Source organism: Providencia rustigianii (assembly GCF_900637755.1).
GTDB lineage: Bacteria > Pseudomonadota > Gammaproteobacteria > Enterobacterales > Enterobacteriaceae > Providencia > Providencia rustigianii.
Genome location: NZ_LR134396.1, coordinates 157878 through 180228, shown reverse-complemented (window position 1 = coordinate 180228; position 22351 = coordinate 157878). Strand labels below are relative to the sequence as shown.

Below are 22351 nucleotides of genomic sequence, written 5' to 3'. Positions count from 1 at the left end.
ATGAAATGAAAATACGAAGTGTGAATGAATAAGATAAATTCAGCTGACTCAGCAATGAATTTAATCTTTAATACTTTCCATTGATGTTAAATAAAATTACTTAAATTTATTAGTTGAGATTATCTTTATGATAGAAACAAATAACCGTAATTACATAATAAAAATTATTAGCGGTCCAATGAGCGGTCAAGAATTAATGATAAATATAGATAAAAATCTTATTATCATTGATAGTAATATTAGTTATCATACTGATATCGATGAAAATGGGTTAGCGACTTATTATATTCCAAGTGATGGTGAGCGCTGTGAGCTTTCAATTGATTCTGATCCGACTCAGAAAGATAAATTATTTATTCGATTTAGCCAAGGTCGTCATAGCCACATATTGCCTGTCACTTTTCAAGAAATTCTATTAGCTGATTCATTCCCTATAGCGATAAAACCATTGAATAAAAAGTGGAATAAATCATTTACATCCCAACAAAATGTAGATACCGATGAAACTCAATCAGACTCATTCAATGAATCTGCCACTAAGAAGAAGCCGTCTTTTAATGAAAAAACGATCATCATTTTATTAATATTTGTCACCTTGTTAATCATCACATTACTATTCCAAAATAGTCCGAAAAATAATGATGATAAAAAATATCAAACACTAGAGAATATTCTAAATGATAGCCATCATCCAATATTATTCGCACAAGACAATAAAAATAAAACCTTGATCATTGTAAACTCTCAACGTGATGAAGATTGGAGTAGGCAAAGTTTAATTAAAGCTAAATATAATGAGAAATTCACAATCATCAATAGCGATAAACTAGAATCTGAAATTGAAGATACTCTTATTGATATTGTACCAAGCCTATTGAAAGTTGAAATTAAAAATCCTTGCAACCCTATTGTTAGAATTATCAAAAATCAAAAAAATATCAATATCAATGAAGATATTGATCGAATTATATCTAAACGTTTTAGCTGTTATACAAAAAGTAAAGTTGAATATTTTAACTTTGATGATTTATTAAAAAAAGCCGAGCTAGGATTAACAGAAAGCAATGTTCAATGGAATAGAATAACCAAAGGTAATAAAGTTATCTTTGTTATAAGAGATAGTTTAAATGATAAACAGACGATCTCTTTAATTAACTTCACCAATTCATTTAATAAAAAATGGGGAAATAAACAAATTCAATTTTCTGTTTCCCTAGCGAATAATGAATTTGCTGGAAAATCGTTTATCACCCATGCCAATGGTTATACGCTTTTAGGTAAAAACCATTGGTTATTTAATGCAAATAAATTTAATCAATGAGGTAATCAATATGTCCACACCAGGTATTTCAGGATCTACTGGTAATTGGGATGGCTCTAAATTAGAAAATTCATCAGCTGTAGGTACCGATAACAAATGGGGCATGATGTATCGTAGTTCTGCGGGTATTAGTGAAAGAACAAAAACTCTTGCTGATGAATTAAAATCAATGCTAGATGATAAATCTCTGGAAGTTGATAACCCATTAGTACTCGGAAAAATCACAGCATTAAGCGGTAATTATAATATGGCTCGTCAATTACAAAGTAACGTAATGAAATCAATTAAAGATGCCGCACAAGCAATTATTCGTAACGTGTGATTCCCTATGAGCATCACGTATTTTGATGCTCTATTCCTTATAGGAAAAAATTTATGTTACCTATTATCTCGAGTATCGCAGTATCGAATATTGTAGACATTGATGCACTCACAGCACCATCGATGCCAATCGAAGAGAAAGTGAAAAAACTGTTCTCTGAATATACAACATCAGTGGGTCAGGAGAAGGCCGATATTATAGAAAAAGTTAATAATATCGATCCCAGTAATCCAGCAAAACTTCTGGAATTACAAAACCAAGTCGGTAATTACAGTCTAGCCATGAATATGATCAGCACACTGACTCATAAAAGTGTCTCGGCAATTGATACCGTTTTAAAAGCACAGTAGATCATGAATATATTGAAAAAGCTTCTCTTAGTGGGTTTTGTTGGCTTATTACTTGGCTGTGATAACCAATTATTGTTGAGTGACCTCAGCCAACGACAAAGCAATGAAGTTCTTGCTGTTTTACAAGAGCATGGTATTGAAGCACAACGTAAACAAGACTCTAAAAATGGGGATTCTATCCGCGTTTCACCGGATGATTTTGTGATTTCTGTAGACTTGCTACGTCAATATAATCTGCCGTCTAAGGAACCTGTAGAAATCATCCATGCTTTCCCTGGTGATTCGTTGGTTGCTTCACCCCAGGCGGAGCGAACTCGTGTGCTTTCATTAATTGAGCAGCGTCTCGAACAGTCTTTATTGACCATTCCACATGTGATAAACGCCCGAGTTCACGTCAGCTACCCTGTTGCTGGTAATGGTCCAATTAAACCAGTACAAAAAGTATCTAGCCTCGTGACTTATTCAGGGAATGAAGATCCTAAAGTCATGATGAATAAAATAAAACTATTTTTAAATAATAGCTTTGCGGAAACTACCTATGACAATGTTTCCGTGGTTATCGTTAATCGCAAGCCATTAATCTATCAAACCAAGAAAGGGCCAGAACGTACATTCAATCCAGTCATTCTCACTGCAACAATTGCGGCGGTTATCGGTTCATTAATTGCATTATTCATGTATTTCCCGCAGAGATTTAAAAAACAGAATAATGAAGATGGAACGGAGAATCCAAAAGATGACCCAGTTGAATAAACTGCTAATTGATCAAAAGGATATTTTTTAGCGCCCGGATGCTATTTTCACCCGGAATTTAACCATGATAACTACCATCTGTTACCAGTGCCATTACAACACCGGCAGAATCAAAAATTGATACAGCGGTATTCTCTCGGTTTGCCTAATGAGAATACACAAATGTTGCCAGATGCAGTTGCTCAGAACTGGGCGCAATTACCTAAAGTGGCATGGGGTTTAGGTGTGATTCAATCCCCAAAACCACTTCCATGGTGGGGTGAGCTATCTCAATACCAAGAGCTGCATTCACAATTGAGTCATCCGTTATGGCAGGTAAAAAATACGTTGGTAGCAACGCCACAAACATTACTCGCACTGGGTGCTTGGCAACTATTAACCTGTTTAGCTCCTTTTTGTGAGAGCTACTCCGCACGCGCAAAATATATGTTTAGTCGTTCAACTCAGCGGTTAATTGATACCTCTGAAAATGTGTTGTTACCTTGGAACATTATTGAAGAAACTTGCCATTATGTCAGAAAAAACAGCACCTAATATCCAGCAAACCATGATTGAGAATGTGCTGATTAAGCATCAAGCTTTAAGCACCAATCAATATGCTCAGGCAGTGATCAGGCAAGCACAGCAAAAGGCCAGCGACTGCCATCAGCAAGCTCAACTAGCTCAAGAAGCTATTCATGCAATCGCCTATCAGCAAGGCTATCAAGATGGCCTAGCCCAATTATTGCATGATTTTATTGATGCGATTGAAACCAGCGAAAAAGAGTATCAGAAGACCATTAGTCAAACTGAAACTCATCTCGTGAATTTATTAACATCACTGTTCTCTGATGAACGGTTACAACAGATTGTCGCAGAGCACTTTACGCAGTCATACCATCATGGAAGCAATGCAAGATTGCACATTCCGGCTAAATTGCAGGCAAAAATTCCCAATAACATGGTAGGACTAACTGTAATACCAGCATCCGATAATACGGTTGCATTTGAAATTGATAATAAAATTACTTATTTTTCACCCCAAATTGCGACTAAAAAAACATTACCACAAATATTTGCCATCTCAACCCGCTGTCAGATACACCAACAACATAAGCAAGCCTATAACAATTTAATGAAGCAATTACAGGTAATGGAAAACCACAATGAAGATTAGTACTTTTTCGCCACATAATTTTTCAACACCAGGTACTCATGAAGTGAAGTCGGTGAGTACACACGATCTACACACAAAAATGAGTAACCTTTGGACAAGCCGCAATATTATGAAAGATATACAGAATTATCACGCTAAAAACATTCCCCATATCTCTGAGGAAACAGACGTTAAGGTAACAAAATTCATTACGGAGTTACAAAATCATGATAATGAAAAAGCTCGATTTGCCTTTGTTTTTAAAACAATGATTAACCTAAATCGGAGTGAAAAAGAGTCATTTATTGAGCAAGTTGGAAAAACATTAAAATCTTCATCTGAAGAAGGTTCTCCTTTATATAAAGATTTTACTAAAGCTCTACAGCGATATATGGCAATCAGCTTAATGAATACTCCGTTTGCTGACCAATTAAACAAAAATATGACGAATATTAATATAAATGATGACTCTGATGATGAATAGGATGACTTGTTTATATAAATCTCATGATTAGATTATTTCATTTCATCCAAATTCTATTAATCCCTCATCCGGCTAATATTGATAAGCTTAGGCTATATTTTCTATAGTCTAATTTTTTTCATCTATCAAATTTTAGAAATATAAAAAAAATAAATTTGAAATTGATATATACACCCACAGGTAGTAGTTTAAATTTACATCATCAAAACACCTTGTTCACTTTTAAAAAAACGCTTTAATCTTTTATTTATCGTATACCTCATCGTTTTTTTATATTGAACACCACTTTACTGGCGGTTACGATGTATATAATTATTTTTCTATTTAACTATATTTGTGGGAATTATTATGAATAAAATGGAATACACACAAGTAGAACCAATGATTCTTTTATGTGATCAAGTTGTCTATGACCCACTGAAAAGAACACTTTCTCGCGGTAAAAAGACCATTAATTTATCAGAAAATGAATCCTGTTTATTAAAGTTATTATTATTGAAAACCAATAGTAAGCGAGAAGTGATGCATGAAATTTGGGAGAAGCGAGGAACCATCGTGACTGAGAGCAGTTATTATAAGCTTGTCAGACAATTACGCCAATCCTTTAAAAAGGTTGAATTAGATGAAAATCTGATCATGACACTGCCAAGAATCGGTATATTATACACAGGCGAAAAAGCAGAAATGCCAATATTAACAAGGCATTATGAGAAGAAAAACATGTATAGCTATGTACGATGCTTCTTCCAAAAAGTCTTTAAGCGTTCATTCCAATAATCTATTCATATAAAAGAAAGATAATCATGCCTAAATTTTATATCTCAAAAAATAGTCTATTTTTAATATTTATATTAGTGAGTAGTTTATTTTTATTAGCATGCAATACTCCATTAAATAAATCAGAAAATACATTTAATCTCAGAGGTGATATCTACTCCCAATCGATAGATATCCCTGCTGATGCTCTCATTACTCTTTCGGTATCCTCATTAAATGGTACTGATTACACAGAAAAAAGTCATTATGATTATAGTTTTACTACTCGCAAAGCAGGCCGAACCGTTAATTTCTCCATTAATTTACCCGAAGAACTGTTAAGCCAAGATCGTTATTTTGGACTCAGTGTTCGTGTTGAGATCCAAGGTGAATTATTGATGATGAGTAATCAAATCATTCCTGTCATTCGGAATTCCTCGGAAAGACTGTCATTAAGAGTTAACGCTATCTAACTCAGTTAGATAAAAACAAAATAATAGACAATATTTAATTAGCTTAATTGCTAATAGATATTTATTTTTTTGAATAGAGCATCCCAGTGAAAGCCCAGTAAATCACATTGATTATCTGAATATTCATTTAAATTCCAAAACAATTCCAAATTATTCACGCAGAACAAACAGAAATAATAAATATAATCACAACACGTTTATATCAAGGATGATTTTGAGTATTACCGATAAATAAACATCATTAAATATTCTTCGGAAAATGGATTTAAAAATCACTCATTTAAAAAATTTATTTTACCCATTTTGTTTCGGAGTTATTTAATGAATAGCGGATTAGGGAACCACATTCCTCATCGTTTAAAATTTATTGCATGGATAAATATTGCTATACAAATTATTTTTCCTTTAGCCTCTATTTTTACGCCTGTTGCCGTTCGTGCTTTTAATGAGCAAAACGATAAGCAACGTGAATTTTTATTACCTAAAAATAACCGTTCAGTATTTAGAGAAACGCAACGCTATACACTGCAAGTGGGTGAAACAGCTCAAAGTATCGCAGACAAATATAATATTAGCCTGCAACAATTACGAAAATTAAACCAATTTCGAACTTTCTCTCAAAATTTTGAAAATTTACAGCCTGGCGATGAATTAGACATCCCAATGGCTCCGCTACCAATTGTGGAATGGGATGATGATAAGCCTGAAATCGTTCTGCCTTCTTCAGCAAGTGAAAACGAAATACGCGTCGCTCAATTAGCCTCTCAAGCAGGTAAATTTTTCTCCACCAATCCTGATCAAGAAAAAACGAAAGCTTTTGCCCGTGAACTGCTGACCACTGCCGCTAGCAGCTATGCTCAAGATTGGTTTAATCGCTTTGGTAGCTCACAAATCCACCTTGAGGCTGATAAGAAATTTTCGTTAAAAAACTCGCAGATAGACTTACTCATGCCTTGGTATGAGACAGAAGATAATCTGATTTTTAGTCAAACCAGTTTGCACCGAAAAGAAGGCCGTATCGAGACCAACTTAGGTCTCGGTGCTCGTTGGTATGGTGATGGCCAAATGATCGGTGGTAACACATTTTTCGACTATGATATTTCACGCAAACATTCCCGTTTAGGGCTGGGTGTCGAATATCGTCGTGACTTCTTAAAATTATCTGCCAATAGCTATCATCGTCTAAGTGGCTGGAGAAGTTCTCGAGATTTAGCGGATCATTCTGCTCGTCCTTCCAATGGTTGGGATGTCCGTGCTGAAGGCTGGCTACCAAGTTATCCACACATTGGTGGAAAACTTACCTATGAACAATATTATGGGGATAGCGTTGCTCTATTCGGCACAAAAAATCTACAACAAAACCCTTATTCCATTACTGCCGGACTCAACTACACGCCAATTCCATTAGTCACATTTAATGCTGAGCACCGCCAAGGGAAAGCCAGTAAACAAGATTCCCGTTTTGGTCTCCAGCTAAATTACCAATTTGGTAAAACATGGAAACAACATTTAGATCCTGGATCAGTGACCACATTCCGTTCATTAATGGGTAACCGCTACGATTTCGTTAGCCGTAATAATCATATCGTTTTGGAATATAAGAAAAATGATGTTATTCAGTTAAATATCGCTAATTCTATAACCGGCTATGCAGGAGAAAAAATTCCACTGAGTTTCACGGTAGCCAGTAAATACGGTCTTAGCCATTTAAAATGGAACGCAGAGACTCTGGTTGCTGCCGGAGGTCATATTGTTCAAGAGAATGGTAAATATAGTCTTGTTCTCCCCGCTTATCGCAATGATGCCAAAGGTGCTAACAACTACACCATCAGCGCCGTTGCTATCGATAAAAAAGGGAATATGTCACCCAATACCATGTTACGTGTTGTCGTCACCCAGCCGGCGATTTATCCCATAAAAAGTGCACTAACCCCCAGAAAAATCGACTTAATTGCTGATGGTAAAAATACAAAAAAGTTATCTCTCTCTATCAGAGATAAAGCGGGAAACTACATTGACCTCGCCGCAAATGAAATTGGCATTGAAAAAGTGGTGGCGAATAAGACAGCCGCACGAAGTGTCAATTCTGCTAATACTGCCAATTTAACAACCATCAGTGGCTTTACCCGTATCGCTACGGGACAATATGAAGCGATATTAACAAGCGGAACGACACCGGAAAATTTTGTTTTAGTGTCTAAAGCGCGCAATGCCGTTTTTCCAGAAATCAAAGTTTCTGTCCTTGCTGATGGTGCCACAACGCAAATTGCCAAATTAATGACTAACGTCTCACAGTCACAGCCTGCTGACGGTAAAACGCCACTCGAAATCAAAACCCAATTAAAAGATGCTAACGGCAACCCACTGATTAACACACGGGTCACGTGGAGCTCAGACAAAAATCCGAATAAGGTCTCTTTCAGTAGCAACACCACCAGCACCGATCAAAACGGTTTTGCCTCTACCACTGTCACCAGCACCCTTGCTGGTGATGTACTGATCACAGCTAGCGCTGGTTTGGGGGAGTCTCAGGATCTCACGGTCACCTTTATTCCCGATATAAAATCAGCGATGATAAGGCCTCAAAATTTTCACGCATCACAATCCCATACCCTCGCTGATGGGATAACACCCAATACATTAACCGTGACCGTAACGGATGCTAGCGGCAATATTATTCCCAATGTTGAAGTTCAATTTGCCACAGATAAAGGCCAGTTAACTAACGATAAAGTCGTGACCAATCATCAAGGTATTTCGGAAACGCAGCTCACCAGCACACAGTCTGGTAGTGCAACTATCACGGCCTCAGTCGGTAATCACACTCTAAATAAAACCCTTTTATTCTCCGCAAATGGTCAAACTGCCAAGGTTGACTATGTGCTACCTGAGCCAAAAGCTAGCTATATTGCAGATGGCAGAACCGCTGTAATTTATACTGCAAAAGTCCTTGATACCAACAACAATCCTGTTTCTGATGTTGATGTTAACTGGTTATCTAACCTCAATGGATCTGAGCTTCACTTTGAGAAAGAAACCGCAAAAACCAATGCTCAAGGGATTGCGACAACGTCAATCATCAGTAATAAAGCCGGAATTGTCATTGTGACTGCCTCTACCAATGGGAATGGACAATTGGCAGTACCTATTACTTTTGTCGCAGATAAAAACCAAGCCAAAGTGGCAACATTAGCTATCAATAAAGCGACTATCATCGCCAATGGGAATGATAAAGCCCTGTTGGATGTTATTGTCACAGATAACTTTGGTAATCCTGTTGAAGGTATCGACGTTCTATTACAAGCCAACAATGGTGCCACGATTACCACGTTAACTCCGTTCTCCAAAACCACCGTCGACGGTAGAGTAAAAGCGGAACTGGCCACTAACCAAGCTACGGGCGATATTATGGTTGCGGCAAATGTGGTGGGCTCACAATCACAGCCTGTTGCTAAGCATATCAAAGCCCTCGCAGATAATAATACCGCTAAGGTGACTATCGTCTCTTCGACGGATCGAGTTCAAATTAGCCAACAAACACCAACTGTTATCTTAACGGCCACCGTAATTGACGATCAGCAAAACCCATTAATTGGTACTCCAGTGACATGGTTAACCAATCATAACCGGTTAAGCACCAACACCACTGTGACTGACCTAAGAGGGCAAGCTAAAGTTGAACTATCTGGGTATATTTCAGGTGAAACACAAGTCACCGCACAATTGATGAATCGCCAAACAGCTCACCAGAATATCCAATTTATGGCGGGCATTCCTCATCAACAAAACAGTGTGTTAGAGATAAAACCACAAACTATCGTGGCAAATAATCACGAACAAGCGACAGCAACGCTCATCTTAAGAGACCAATGGAATAACCCTGTATTAGGGCAAAATATCCAATGGAGTAAGAACAATACGGGACTCAGTTTATCAGGAGCTAGAGAGCTGCCGAATAACGGCGAATACCAAGTTAATATCAGCGGTAATCTTGCTGGAACATTTGATATATCCGCACAAACGGGTTCTGTCACCAGCCAAAAAATGATTGGACTGATTGCGGATAGCAGTACCGCACATCTAAAAAATATTAATATAGTAGGAAAAACCACAGCACCTGCCGATGGTACAAATCCCATTACCCTGCGAGCGACAGTCACAGATGCGACCAACAATCCAGCACCAGCCGGCATTGCCGTTGGTTGGCGTAGCGATATTGGCGAACTTTCTCAGCCTGTTAGCTTAACGGACAATAATGGTATTGCGCAGATAACCCTAACTAGCACCGTTGCTGGGAAAGGTAAGGTCGCCGCTATCGTCGGGCAATCAACCAAAGAGACAACCAATCAAATTGAGTTTCTTGCAGGTACAGTGTCTCGTAGTGCCTCGAGCGTAACACTTGCAGTGCCTTCTATTATCGCTGCGACGGGTGAAACCAACATCACCATAATGTTAAAAGATAATGCTGGTAACCCATTAACTGGCTTAGCCAATAAAATTATTCTCGATTATTCAGCCAATTTAAGTATCACTACTCCACGATTTAACGAAATCAGTAAAGGCGTTTATCGTGGAAAATTGAGTGGTGTTAAAGCTGGAAGCACATTGATTAAGGTAAAAGCAAATAGTGTGACGTTGGATAATTCTGTGTCTCTAACTATCACTCCGGATAGCCAAACCGCACGTGTGAGAGGCGGGATCACCGTTAGCAAAACAACTGAAACCGTTGGTCGCTCCGTCACCTATAGTGCAATTTTTGAAGATGCCAATAGCAACTTATTAGGTGCTGGAGTACCTGTGTTTTGGGTGGGTAATGATAATACTCTATTATCCGATAACCAAACGATGACAGATACAACGGGCCGTAGCGCGATCCAAGTTCAACGAGATACCATCGGTGAAGCATTAGTCAGCATTAATCTGATATCACAAAATAGTGCTAGAGCCCCAATAGTGGCTTTCGTTCAAGGCGCACTTGATGTCAGTAAATCATCATTGAATTTAACGCCAAGTACGGTCACTGCGGGTAAACTGACAACGTTAAAACTGGTATTGAAAGATCAATTTGGTAATCCATTGGTCAATCAACAAACAGCTATTCATGTTCGTAAGGATAAAAGCCATGTGGTTATCTCGCCGGTAACCGCTGTAGATGACGGAGTTTATCAAGTTTCCGTCAGCAGCGAGCAAGCGGATACCGCTATTTTATCCGTCGATATTGGTACTCAATCTTTACCTCAGACCAAAACCTTAACGGTACAGGGAGATACTGCCAATAGTTCAATTTCTAGTTTGATGCCAAGCGTTAACCACATGCAAGCAGGAAACCAAACTGGAGTGACCTATTACGCCACCGTTGTGGATCAATTTAATAATCCACTCCCAAGTATTCATGTTTCATGGCATCTACAAGGAAAAGCGGAGCCGTTTGCCCACTCGACGGTGACTAATGCCCAAGGTGTCGCACACGTAAAAGTCACCAGCCACCAAATGGGACAATTAGTGATGACCGCGGTGCTATCAAGCAGTCAAAATAAAGTGGCCGCCCCAGTTCAAGTCAATGCGGGAGCCGTAAATAGTCAAAACTCGACATTTACTGCCAGTAAAATGGATATTGGCCCTGATGGTATAGAAGAAACCATCCTCACGATTAAGTTACAGGATGATTTTGGTAATCCACTCAGCAATGAAATAGTGACTATCAATAGTAATGCACCCAATACTGACTTCACTATTGCGAGAATCACCAATAACCAAGATGGTAGCTATACCTCTACGGCAACGGCCACCAAACAAGGTACGGTGCGATTAACCGCTAGAGTGGGCAGTGATACCATCGCTAACCCACTGAATATTAAAGTGGATGCTATAAATCCGACTTTACGCTTTGATAATATTCAAAAACGTTTAACTTACTCATCAATAACCGATAATGGACAGGTTATCAAAGGGTTACCCGTTGGAGCGACTCCTGTTTGGTCGAGTGATAACACCAGTATTGCAACCGTTGATAATCAAGGGAAAGTTAAACTGAAAAAAGCAGGACGCACTAAGATTTGGGCGCGCATCGATGGAAATGGCGTGTATAAATCTGCGGCGGCTAACTATGAGTTAGAGGTTGAGAAAGCCAAACCAAATCTAACCTTAACCAGTAATAGTACAATTTCGGCAACTTGGGCGGATAATAACAATCATCCTATTCAATCCGCATTTAACCATACTGATGCAGCCAGTATCCCTGTGGAATATATCAGCCAAGATACCAGTATTGCTCAAATTGATTCTGCTTCAGGCGCTATTACTCAAGTAAAACCTGGAGTGACCAAATTAACGATTCGTTCCAAAGAAACCGAACAGTTTTTATCGGAAAGCCAAGAGGTCACTTACAATTTGGCTAAAGCTCGCTTTAATATCGATTTTGCGCAAAAAGAGCAAGAAATTACCGATGAAAAAGGTCATTTTGCTTTACAAAATACTCAAATAACAGTGCCTTCCAAAGCCGATATTGTCTGGACTTCTGGCGCTGACAGTGTCGTTAGTTTAGAAAAAAATGGTACGTTAAAAGACCTTGCGAAAGGTGAAGCGAACCTCACCATGACAGTGAAAGCCAACGATTATTTTGAGCAAACTAGTGGGGAATATCGTGTTAAGGTTTATACCAAACCGGCTATCAGCGCAAATATCATTACCTACGGAAATAATGGTAATAGACAAGATAATACAAGTAATTGGTCACCCGTCTATACCGATGATAATTTGGAAATTAACTGGTCATTAAATGGTGGCAGTGAATTTGATACCGCGGCGACAATCAAAGCTGTTGTTACCGAGCCAAACGGTAATACCTTTGAATACCCCGCCACGGTTCAAGCGGGTATTCAAAAGATTACTCTTCCACCTAAACGTGAATATTTCAACCAATCGGGCAATTTAAAGGTCACAATTTCAGCGACAGGTAAATCGAGCCATAAACTCAAAAATGAATTTGTGGTGATAGATACTCCAATTCAGGTGACATCGCCAAAAGAAATTGGTCAACAAACATTAGGGCACAAAGTTAAGTATTTTCTTGAAGGGCAAGCGAGTGAAAGAAATATTTGCGCTTATTATCTAACGGATAGAACTATCGATCTTGTGATTGCACCGACTATGAATATTAATACTAATGGCAGACGTTTGCTGGCACCTATTTATGTCAAGCATGAGATTCTCTCTAATGAATATTCTGGAACGGGATCTGCGGGCATGAGCTATCCTGAAATCAGTACTCCGAATACTAATGATGACTATGTTTACAGTAATAATGATATTTACAGAAAGGTATTGAAAAATGATTGTTATCAAAATCACAGTGGTAGCGGAAACATTACCACCACGTTAAGTTTCTTAGGAAGTAGTGATGAACTTAAACATCACTTTTCATGGAACGGAAAAAATAATTAATCAAAAACAGGGAGCTTTGCTCCCTGTTTTTACTAATAACCGACGCCTTATCAACTGATTCTCCCTTTCGATCACTAAGATATAAGCATAAATACCTAACCCTAACGTAATATAATCACAAAAAAATTAATGTATTTACAGCTCATCATATAAATTTAATTGTCCGTCTAACAATCTAAAAAAGTGTATTTTTATGTACTAAAAGAGAGGAATAGAAGCATAGCTATCAAGAGAAATACGTTTAATGAAAAATTTATCAAAATAATGTTAACGATAACTTTTCATGTTAATTATCATACAAAATGGTTATATCTCTACATAATATTTTTAGCACCAGAATCAGAATCAAACTAAAAAACAAAAAAATGGAAAGACTCAATTGTAAATTTATTAATCAACATTCCTAGATATATTTAGTGTAATAAAAAATAAAATTGATCAAATAACGATCTTCCTAGTTTGACTCTTTAATAAAATAAACCAAAACTTGAAAATAACTAAGCTAAATCACATGAAACAAATAGATTGATTGAATATTATTCATGTTTTATTTTGCGTTTTTTTGGATTATAATCCTGCAAGACATCAAATGATCGAAGTATAAAACTAGAGATTGGTCATGTATTAAAATTTCCATTTACTTACTCATTATATGAAATTAAATTTAACCCATTGAAAATAATAAATTTATCAAAGCTAGAAATATTAAAAAATATTAAACATAATAATTATAATATTTAAAAAGTCATTTTTTGACCAATTGAAAACAATTATAAGGATAGTATATCATTTACTTAGTGACTCCCAATGGTCACTATATATCCAGCTAAAAATGAAAACACAAAGACTATATAAAATGATATTTATAAGGTCTCAGGATTCATGTTTAACGTTATTCCAATAAAATAATTTAATAGAGAATGTTTATGAATAGAAAATTTCCTATTGCTTACGCTGTCGGGCAAAAAGTTAAATCATTAAGAAAATCTCAAGGTTATACTGTTTTCCAATTAGCACGAGAATGCAATATCAGTGAACAACAGCTGTTTCGTTATGAGCGTGGTGTTAATCGTATTGATATTGATTGTTTAGCTCGAGTATCAAAAATATTGAATGTGAATATCAGTGATATATTCAGTGATATCTTCCAAGAAGATCTCGAGATTAAGCCTGTACATAAAACCCAAGAATTTGTTGAATCTTTTGCATAAAATGAGTCATTACGCTTCATTTTTAAATAGGTGAAGATTTTGGTTAAAAAAACAAAATTACTCTATATTTGAGTAACGTAATTCAATTAACTCTAATTATGATAAGTCAGCATAAAAAGTAAAAGCTAACTTGAAGGCTTTTACTTTTTATTTTACCTATCGACTCAATTTATTCAGTGAAACTCAGTAGCAAAATCAAGTGATAATAAGTAAAACAACCTAGTGTTCCATTCCATCCATAAACACCGACATTCATCTTATCGATGATAATCACAGCTCCGCTTACAGCGGTTGAAAAAATTCAACGTGACAATAATATTGTACTCTACTACAACTATTTAGATGCTAACAATTAAAGATAAAAAATAACAATTAATGACAGTATGAAAACAAAAATATAAATTATCTCTGTAAAATAATTATTTAAAATAAACACCTTATTAAAATAGTAATTTAAAAATATAAATTCAATTCTAAATTAAAAAATAATTTAATTTTTAAAAATAGCCTTTAATTTTAACCATGCTCTGAACTGTGTTTTAAAAACGTAAACATTGTTATTTTTTCGTTTAATATCAGTAATTTGACAAATATCATACAATCCCTATCTTTCCTATCTTCTGTTTGACACATCCAACTTAGATTTGTCATATTGGTATCTTCAATAGTCTCTTACTTATATTTATATAATTTTCAAACCTTATTTCTCACATTACTATTTTTATTTTTAACACACCAAAATTAAATATATCCGATTACGTTTTATAAAAGAGGTTTTCATGACTAGGGAATTATTTTCTACTAATAAAATGAAATTATTATTTGAAAAATTAGCGTCATTTTCTTCTCAGCCCAATAATAAAGGAGTCACACGTTTAGCATATACTCCCACTGACCAAGCAGCCCATCAATATATGATAGAAACCATGCAACAAGCTGGGTTTATCGTTCGCCAAGATGCCATTGGTAATATATTTTGCCGCTTACCCGGTAAAAATCCTGATTTACCCGCCGTCGGTACTGGCTCACATCTTGATACTGTTCCCGATGGTGGAGCTTACGATGGCACACTCGGAGTCGTTGCCGGTTTTTATGCCCTAATGCAATTTCAACCACAGCAATTATCCCGAGACCTTGAGCTGATCGTCTTTCGCGCAGAAGAGTCCAGCAGATTTGGATTCTCATGTATTGGCAGCAAAGTGTTACTTGGTGCTGTAGACAACGAAAAATGGGCGTTAAATCTTGATGATAACGGGCAAAATTTCTTTGAAGTTATCGATGAGTGTGGCTATAACAGCCAGCAAATTGAACAATGTAAATTACCCGATGATTATTTTTCCGCCTTTATCGAGCTCCATATTGAGCAAGGCCGCCGACTGGAATTGGAAGAGAAAAATGTCGGTATCGTGAATGGGATTGCTGCCCCGACACGTTATAGCGTTAAAGTGACCGGTCACGCCGACCACTCTGGTGCCACGCCAATGTACCAGCGCCATGATGCTTTAGTCGCCAGCGCTGCCATTATCGATGATTTGAACCGAGCAGCCTGTAAAGAAGCAGTTTGGGGAACCGTCGGTACTATCGGAAAATTAAACGTTTATCCGAACTCCATGAATGTCATTCCCGGAGAGGTTAATTTTTTAGTTGATATTCGTGGCATCGAACCAGAAAGTATTCGCCGCGTCGCCGATCATCTTAAAGATTCCATAAAAAAATCTGAACATGACAACGAAGTATCCATCAATATCCGTGAAATTTCATCCGAGAATCCAGTGAAATTAGACAATGAAATTTGCCATGTTATTGAGCAGCATTGTATTGAAAAGCAATTGAAATATATGACTATGTTGAGCGGTGCAGGGCATGACTCCATGAATATGGCGAAAAAATTCCCAACCGCTATGATTTTTACGCCATCAAAAGACGGTATCAGCCATCATCCCGATGAGTTTACCGACTTTAACGATATTATTATTGCCGCCGATTTACTAAAAGAGACACTGTACTCCCTCGCTAAATAATTTTTCCAATCATAAATTATCGCAATGACCTTTATTTTTATTGTTTCTATACAATATAAAGGTCATTTTTTTGACTTTGATAAATTAGAAATAAAAAAATAGCTGCAAGTCGAAAACTTCCAGCTATTTGATTCTTTATTTTAGAAAAATATTTCAGATTAATTTATAACAAAGATAATAAGCAACCCGTATAGAGTTTATAGGCAGTTAGCATCTCATTTTCATCAAAATCAAAACCGGCTTGGTGATGCCCAGCGGTTCTATCTGCACCCACCACAAAATAGAGTGATTTCCCACCGTTACGCTGTACGCGCTTAGCAAGGATAGTCGCATCCTCACTCCCCCCGAAAGGTCGAGTCGCCACTGCGGTTAATTCCCCGTGCTGACCAACAACATTGGTGAGCGTATCAATCAGCTCTTGGTCATTGGTTAAATCAACAGCTTCCCCCATAACTTCGCTTTCCATCTCTAATTGGAAGCTATGTGCTGAACCCTCTGCCATACGAATGGCGTTTTCACTCATAAAACGGTTGATTTCTTCATTTTCACCGCGAACTTCAACCTGCATTTGTGCATAAGATGGCGTGACATTGCGACCTTCACCCGCATTCAAAACCCCGACATTGATGCGAGACATGCCTTTACCGTGTCGAGAAATTCCTAGCATTTGGGTTGTGGCATGGCAAGCACCTGCAAGCGCATTTAACCCTAGCTCAGGCTCTGCCCCTGCATGAGATGGCGCACCTTTGAAACGAAAATCCAGCTTAGTGGTACAAAGGAAATGCGTTGGATTAATAACAATTTCCCCACTGTTGGCGATAAAACCGAGATGCGCCCCTAAGAAATAATCAACATCATCCACAATCCCACTTTCTGCCATGGCTCTTGCACCACGCACGCCCTCTTCCGCTGGCTGGAACAGCAATTTTACTTTTCCGGTTAATTTATCTTTATTCGCCACTAACCAATGGGCAACAGCTAAACCAATAGAAATGTGCCCATCATGACCACAAGCGTGCATTTCCCCTGGATGGCAGGAACTAAAATTATCCATTTTTGGTCGATGGTTTTCTTGACTGCTTTCCGTCACACCGACACAGTCAATATCAAAACGTAGAGCAACAGTTGGACCTGGTTTTCCACTATCAAAAATAGCGACACAACCGGTCAATTCCTGCATTTCAGCTAATAACGCTTCACTCACATTATGCTTTCTGGCGACACCTAATCCCTTATCCACCACTTTCTGCTGGCGACCAAAGGCATACTCGGGATTAATAACCGCAGTGCCCACTTTCACCTCTAAACCGAGGTCGCGTAATATATTAACGATTTTCGCCGTGGTTAAAAATTCAGACCAACCAATTTCAGGATATTGATGGAACTCGCGACGCCATTTTATCAATTGTTCTAATGTGATGACTGACATAGTAACTCCTTACAATTAAAGCATAATTAGTGCAATAAAGATCACCCCGACAATCATGCCAGGTGCGGTACGCTTAACAATTTCCATCGGGTTAACGTTGGCTAAACCCGCACAGACAATCGCGGCACCCGCCAGTGGTGACATGGTTCTTCCTAAAGCCCCTGAAATTGCAGAAGCCATACCAAGATCCGGTATTTCATAACCAAACTGTTGAGCAAATGGCGTCACGGTTTCATTAAAAGCAAATGCTGCCGCATCACCTGAACCGGTAATAATCCCCATTAAGAATGGACCCAGTGTTCCACCCCAGCGAGCAAATTCCGGTGAATGGATCAGGAAACTAATGAATGAATCAATTAAGCCTGAGGCTTTTAGACCCGCAGAGAATACAGCGGCAGCAATAATGATCCCCAAGACATCACCATAAGCATTTCCCATTCCTTTAAAGAATTCTTTGGTAATGGTTGATGGATTTGTACGAGTAATCACCAGTGCATAGATTGCCCCGATCACCATCGCAGCAGGTACGGTAATTTGATACGCTTTCAGCGCATCCATAAACGGTAAAATTAATAAAATTAAAGGAATAAAAGGGGCCGTTGCATACAGATAATTCGGTTGTTCTGTCGCAACATTTTGTCCTTGTTCCGCCGTTCCGTTAGTCTCTAAAGTCACTTTCATGTTGTACTCTTTCTTGACCAGAGCAACAACAGCTAAAGAAACCGCTGCAATTCCACCTACTGCGAGGCTATAAGGACCATGACGAGCAATTAAGTCAACGATGCTCATATTCGACATTTGAGCGACAAAAGGGTTATGAGACAGACCAGGGCTTAACATCGACCCAATGGTGCCACAGAGAACAGCCCCACCAGCAATCGCAGGATGAATACGTGCGGCAATCAATAACGGGATCAATGTTGCCCCTACTGCCGCGGCACAGCCTGCAGCGGATGGAATCGCGATATTGATGAAGAATGTCAACACAACAGCGGCGGGGATCAGAAAGAATCCAAGACGACTTAATACTTTGGATAAAACCAAAACTAAATGTTTATCGCATTTGGTATATTTCATGACATAAGCGAAACCCATACTCGAACAGATCGCCTGAATCAATGGAGCGGAGACCATTCTTTCACTGAACGCCGCCAATGCTTGCATCGGAACAAGGCTGATAATACAAAGCACCAGTCCAGCTGCAATTAATACCATCCGTGTTTCATATTTTTTTATTAAAAGATAAATCGTAATAACAATAACTAATGCCGCGATAAATTGAATTATCATGACCGCACCTCTTATATTCCCGGGTTAAATTGATAAGAATAAATAAAGAAAAAATTTTTTTTGGTTGGTAATTCATTGTGAGCATTAATTGTTTTATTTAATTGAGGGATATCAATTTTATTCTCCAATAGAGAATTCACCTGCTATTTTGTGACCTACCACAAAATTATCATGCGGTTATTTTTTAATATTAAAAATATATTTTAATTCGAATTATATATTTAACCGGAGAGAAACATCTTATTTGTTTTTAATCTAACCGGGTTTAACCTAGTTTAACTCAAGCGCCACAACCCTATAATTTCAGTAAAATTTTACTGCCAAATTAACCATTTAAGAATTTATTAAATTTAAACAATAACTCGGAGAATAAAATTCCAGCCAGAGTAGACATTTATTTCCCTATAATTTAAAAATTTAGCCTCATTCCCTATTGTTCGAATAAAAAACATCATATTTTATTAAAAATAATTTAGTTTTAATTTTATTACAAAATGAATAAATATAAATAAAAGGTATCATCAATTAACTCACTCTTATTCGGAAGCATTTTATTTTTAACTAATCTGATTTATCGGGTCTAAATTCTATTTGCCATTTTTACACTTCAATTAATTTATCTGGCAGGTAAATCAGCAGACTCCCTATCCAGCCTCCCTATCCCCCACATTAGATGAACAAAAAGCACACAAAACCCGAATGCATTAATTATATTTAACTAGAAAAGAAAACGTTTGCTTTTTATTTTGGCGGCTATAGAATTCGTCAGATTTTTTTGGCCTGAGAATAGTAACGGGAGGTAATTGTGTCTGGGGATAAAAATTACAGTCATGGGCCTGTGCCCATATCCGCGCGAAAAGGCGGACTCGCATTAACCTTTGTAATGCTGGGTTTAACGTTCTTTTCCGCAAGTATGTGGACCGGAGGTGCTCTCGGTACCGGTCTTAGTTTCAATGATTTCTTCCTCGCAGTTCTTATCGGTAATCTTATTCTTGGTGTCTACACCGCCTTTCTTGGTTTCATTGGTTCAAAAACTGGCTTAACAACTCACCTTCTCGCTCGTTATTCCTTCGGTATTCGCGGTTCTTGGCTCCCCTCTTTCTTACTCGGTGGTACACAGGTCGGCTGGTTCGGCGTCGGTGTCGCTATGTTTGCCATTCCAGTCGGTAAGGCGACAGGCTGGGACATCAATATGTTGATTGGCGTTTCCGGTGTTTTGATGACTGTAACGGTGTTCTTCGGGATATCAGCATTAACGGTGTTGTCGATTGTCGCGGTTCCGGCAATTGCCGTTTTAGGTAGTTATTCTGTCTATCTCGCGGTCACTGGCGCAGGCGGTTTGAGTACCTTGCAAGCTATCACGCCAGCACAACCAATTGATTTCAATTTAGCGCTTGCGATGGTTGTTGGCTCATTTGTCAGCGCCGGAACCTTAACCGCAGACTTCGTTCGCTTCGGGCGCAAACCAAAAATTGCCGTCTTAGTGGCGATTATCGCGTTCTTCCTCGGTAACTCATTGATGTTTATCTTTGGTGCTGCGGGCGCCGCCTCCCTCGGAATGGCAGATATTTCTGACGTCATGATAGCTCAAGGGCTGCTGATACCTGCGATTATCGTACTGGGTCTGAATATTTGGACCACCAACGACAATGCGCTGTATGCCTCCGGCTTAGGCTTCGCTAACATCACCGGGCTATCAAGCAAAACGTTATCTATCGTCAACGGCTTAGTGGGCACCATCTGCGCACTGTGGCTATACAATAATTTTGTCAGCTGGCTAACCTTTTTATCCGCCGCCATCCCACCAATCGGTGGCATTATTATTGCGGATTACTTAATGTACCGTCATCGTTATAACACCTTTGACGCAAGCAAAATGCGCGATGTGAATATGAGTGCGATAATCGCTGTCGCTGCGGGTGTTGCCGCAGGACATTGGCTACCGGGTATTGTCCCTGTGAACGCCGTTCTTGGCGGCGCTTTCTGCTATGTGATTTTAAATCCACTCATGAATCGCTTTCGCGTCACCAATTCGGAGATGACCCGTGCTTAATCAACAAGTCCAACATATCTATAATGTCCGCTTACCTGAACGTGATGGTTTGTGGCGTATCGATATCGAAAACCAAAAAATCACCGCCATTGTTCCTTATACAAAAGGTGAAATCTTACCTAATAGCCTCGATGGTGAAGGCGGTTTAGTCATTCCACCTTTTGTTGAGCCGCACATCCATTTGGATACCACACAAACGGCGGGGCAACCTAACTGGAACCAATCCGGCACACTGTTCGAAGGAATTGAACGTTGGGCAGAACGTAAAGCGCTACTGACCCATGAAGATGTAAAATCCCGTGCATGGCAGACATTAAAGTGGCAAATCGCTAACGGTATCCAACACGTTCGTACCCACGTCGATGTTTCTGATGCCACCCTCGTAGCGCTCAAAGCGATGCTGGAAGTGAAAAAAGAAGTGGCACCGTGGGTCGATATGCAAATCGTTGCCTTCCCACAAGAAGGCATCATGTCTTACCCGAACGGGGAAGAGCTATTAGAAGAAGCACTGCGTTTAGGTGCAGATGTTGTTGGTGCTATCCCCCATTTCGAATTTACCCGCGAATATGGCGTAGAATCACTGCATAAAACGTTTGCCTTAGCGCAGAAATATGACCGTTTAATCGATGTGCATTGTGATGAAATCGATGATGAACAGTCTCGCTTTGTGGAAACTGTTGCTGCCCTTGCTCACCGTGAAGGGATGGGCGCTCGCGTAACCGCAAGCCATACCACCGCGATGCATTCCTATAACGGCGCTTACGCTTCTCGTTTATTCCGCTTATTGAAGATGTCCGGAATTAACTTTGTGGCGAATCCATTAGTGAATATTCACTTACAAGGGCGTTTCGATACCTATCCAAAACGCCGCGGTATTACTCGCGTGAAAGAGATGCTGGCCGCCAATGTGAATGTCTGCTTTGGTCACGATGATGTGTTCGACCCATGGTATCCATTAGGAACAGCGAATATGCTGCAAGTTCTGCATATGGGACTGCATGTTTGCCAACTGATGGGTTACGGTCAGATCAATGACGGTCTGAAGTTAATCACGGAGTACAGTGCGAAGACGCTGAACTTACAAGATTATGGCGTAACTGAAGGGAAACGCGCTAGCTTGCTGATCCTGCCAGCTGAAAATGGTTTTGATGCTGTACGCCGCCAGGTGCCAGTACGTTATTCTGTCCGCGATGGTCGCGTAATTGCCACCACCCAGCCGACGGTTACCCAGATCCAACTCGACGACGTTGAAACTGTGCGTTACGGTTATCAACCGTAAGTTAGCGCAAAGTTTAATACCGTTATATTGC

The 22351-nt window shown here is 38.8% G+C and carries 16 protein-coding genes; 14 read left to right on the top strand and 2 right to left on the bottom strand.

Annotation, left to right across the window (positions count from 1 at the left end; genetic code table 11):
• Positions 1-127 precede the first annotated feature (127 nt).
• The 12 genes from EL244_RS00820 to EL244_RS00765 all read left to right on the top strand — a co-directional run bounded on the left by EL244_RS00820 (position 128) and on the right by EL244_RS00765 (position 16269).
• Positions 128-1321, top strand: a complete 1194-nt coding sequence (locus EL244_RS00820; protein ID WP_126458076.1) for a PrgH/EprH family type III secretion apparatus protein — start codon at positions 128-130, stop codon at positions 1319-1321.
• A gap of 10 nt (positions 1322-1331) precedes the next feature.
• Positions 1332-1643 (top strand): EscF/YscF/HrpA family type III secretion system needle major subunit, encoded by a 312-nt coding sequence (locus EL244_RS18245; protein WP_126458073.1) that lies wholly within the window; start codon positions 1332-1334, stop codon positions 1641-1643.
• A gap of 53 nt (positions 1644-1696) precedes the next feature.
• Positions 1697-1993, top strand: a complete 297-nt coding sequence (sctI, locus tag EL244_RS00810; protein ID WP_006813908.1) for a type III secretion system inner rod subunit SctI — start codon at positions 1697-1699, stop codon at positions 1991-1993.
• Positions 1994-1996: 3 nt separating this feature from the next.
• Positions 1997-2746, top strand: a complete 750-nt coding sequence (gene sctJ / locus EL244_RS00805; protein WP_126458070.1) for a type III secretion system inner membrane ring lipoprotein SctJ — start codon at positions 1997-1999, stop codon at positions 2744-2746.
• Between the two features lie 87 nt (positions 2747-2833).
• Positions 2834-3280 carry a hypothetical protein gene (locus tag EL244_RS00800; protein ID WP_336426537.1) on the top strand — a complete coding sequence of 149 codons (447 nt, stop codon included), beginning with the start codon at positions 2834-2836 and terminating at the stop codon, positions 3278-3280.
• On the top strand, positions 3258-3902 hold the full coding sequence (locus tag EL244_RS00795; RefSeq protein ID WP_126458067.1) for a hypothetical protein: 645 nt from the start codon (positions 3258-3260) through the stop codon (positions 3900-3902). The genes EL244_RS00800 and EL244_RS00795 overlap by 23 nt, the downstream gene beginning before the upstream one ends.
• Positions 3892-4365, top strand: a complete 474-nt coding sequence (locus tag EL244_RS00790; protein ID WP_126458063.1) for a hypothetical protein — start codon at positions 3892-3894, stop codon at positions 4363-4365. The genes EL244_RS00795 and EL244_RS00790 overlap by 11 nt, the downstream gene beginning before the upstream one ends.
• Before the next feature lie 348 nt (positions 4366-4713).
• Positions 4714-5142 (top strand): winged helix-turn-helix domain-containing protein, encoded by a 429-nt coding sequence (locus EL244_RS00785; RefSeq protein WP_126458061.1) that lies wholly within the window; start codon positions 4714-4716, stop codon positions 5140-5142.
• A gap of 26 nt (positions 5143-5168) precedes the next feature.
• Complete coding sequence (locus EL244_RS00780; RefSeq protein ID WP_126458058.1) at positions 5169-5594, top strand: YbaY family lipoprotein; 426 nt, start codon at positions 5169-5171, stop codon at positions 5592-5594.
• Positions 5595-5915: 321 nt separating this feature from the next.
• Complete coding sequence (locus tag EL244_RS00775; RefSeq protein WP_126458055.1) at positions 5916-13037, top strand: Ig-like domain-containing protein; 7122 nt, start codon at positions 5916-5918, stop codon at positions 13035-13037.
• 926 nt (positions 13038-13963) lie between these two features.
• Positions 13964-14248: a helix-turn-helix domain-containing protein gene (locus tag EL244_RS00770; RefSeq protein WP_126458052.1), complete on the top strand. Its 285-nt coding sequence runs from the start codon at positions 13964-13966 to the stop codon at positions 14246-14248.
• A gap of 779 nt (positions 14249-15027) precedes the next feature.
• Positions 15028-16269 carry a Zn-dependent hydrolase gene (locus EL244_RS00765; RefSeq protein ID WP_126458049.1) on the top strand — a complete coding sequence of 414 codons (1242 nt, stop codon included), beginning with the start codon at positions 15028-15030 and terminating at the stop codon, positions 16267-16269.
• A 163-nt stretch (positions 16270-16432) separates the two neighbouring features.
• Here EL244_RS00765 and EL244_RS00760 read toward each other — a convergent pair whose 3' ends face one another.
• Positions 16433-17698: an amidohydrolase gene (locus EL244_RS00760; protein WP_112835862.1), complete on the bottom strand. Its 1266-nt coding sequence runs from the start codon at positions 17696-17698 to the stop codon at positions 16433-16435.
• A 15-nt stretch (positions 17699-17713) separates the two neighbouring features.
• Positions 17714-18988, bottom strand: coding sequence for a C4-dicarboxylate transporter DcuC (gene dcuC / locus EL244_RS00755; protein ID WP_006813920.1), 1275 nt, complete (start codon positions 18986-18988; stop codon positions 17714-17716).
• 805 nt (positions 18989-19793) lie between these two features.
• On the opposite strand from dcuC, the gene codB reads away from it, so the two are divergent.
• A complete protein-coding gene (gene codB, locus EL244_RS00750; RefSeq protein ID WP_126458046.1) occupies positions 19794-21041 on the top strand; it encodes a cytosine permease in 1248 nt (415 codons plus the stop codon).
• On the top strand, positions 21034-22320 hold the full coding sequence (locus EL244_RS00745; protein ID WP_126458043.1) for a cytosine deaminase: 1287 nt from the start codon (positions 21034-21036) through the stop codon (positions 22318-22320). The genes codB and EL244_RS00745 overlap by 8 nt, the downstream gene beginning before the upstream one ends.
• Positions 22321-22351: the final 31 nt, after the last annotated feature.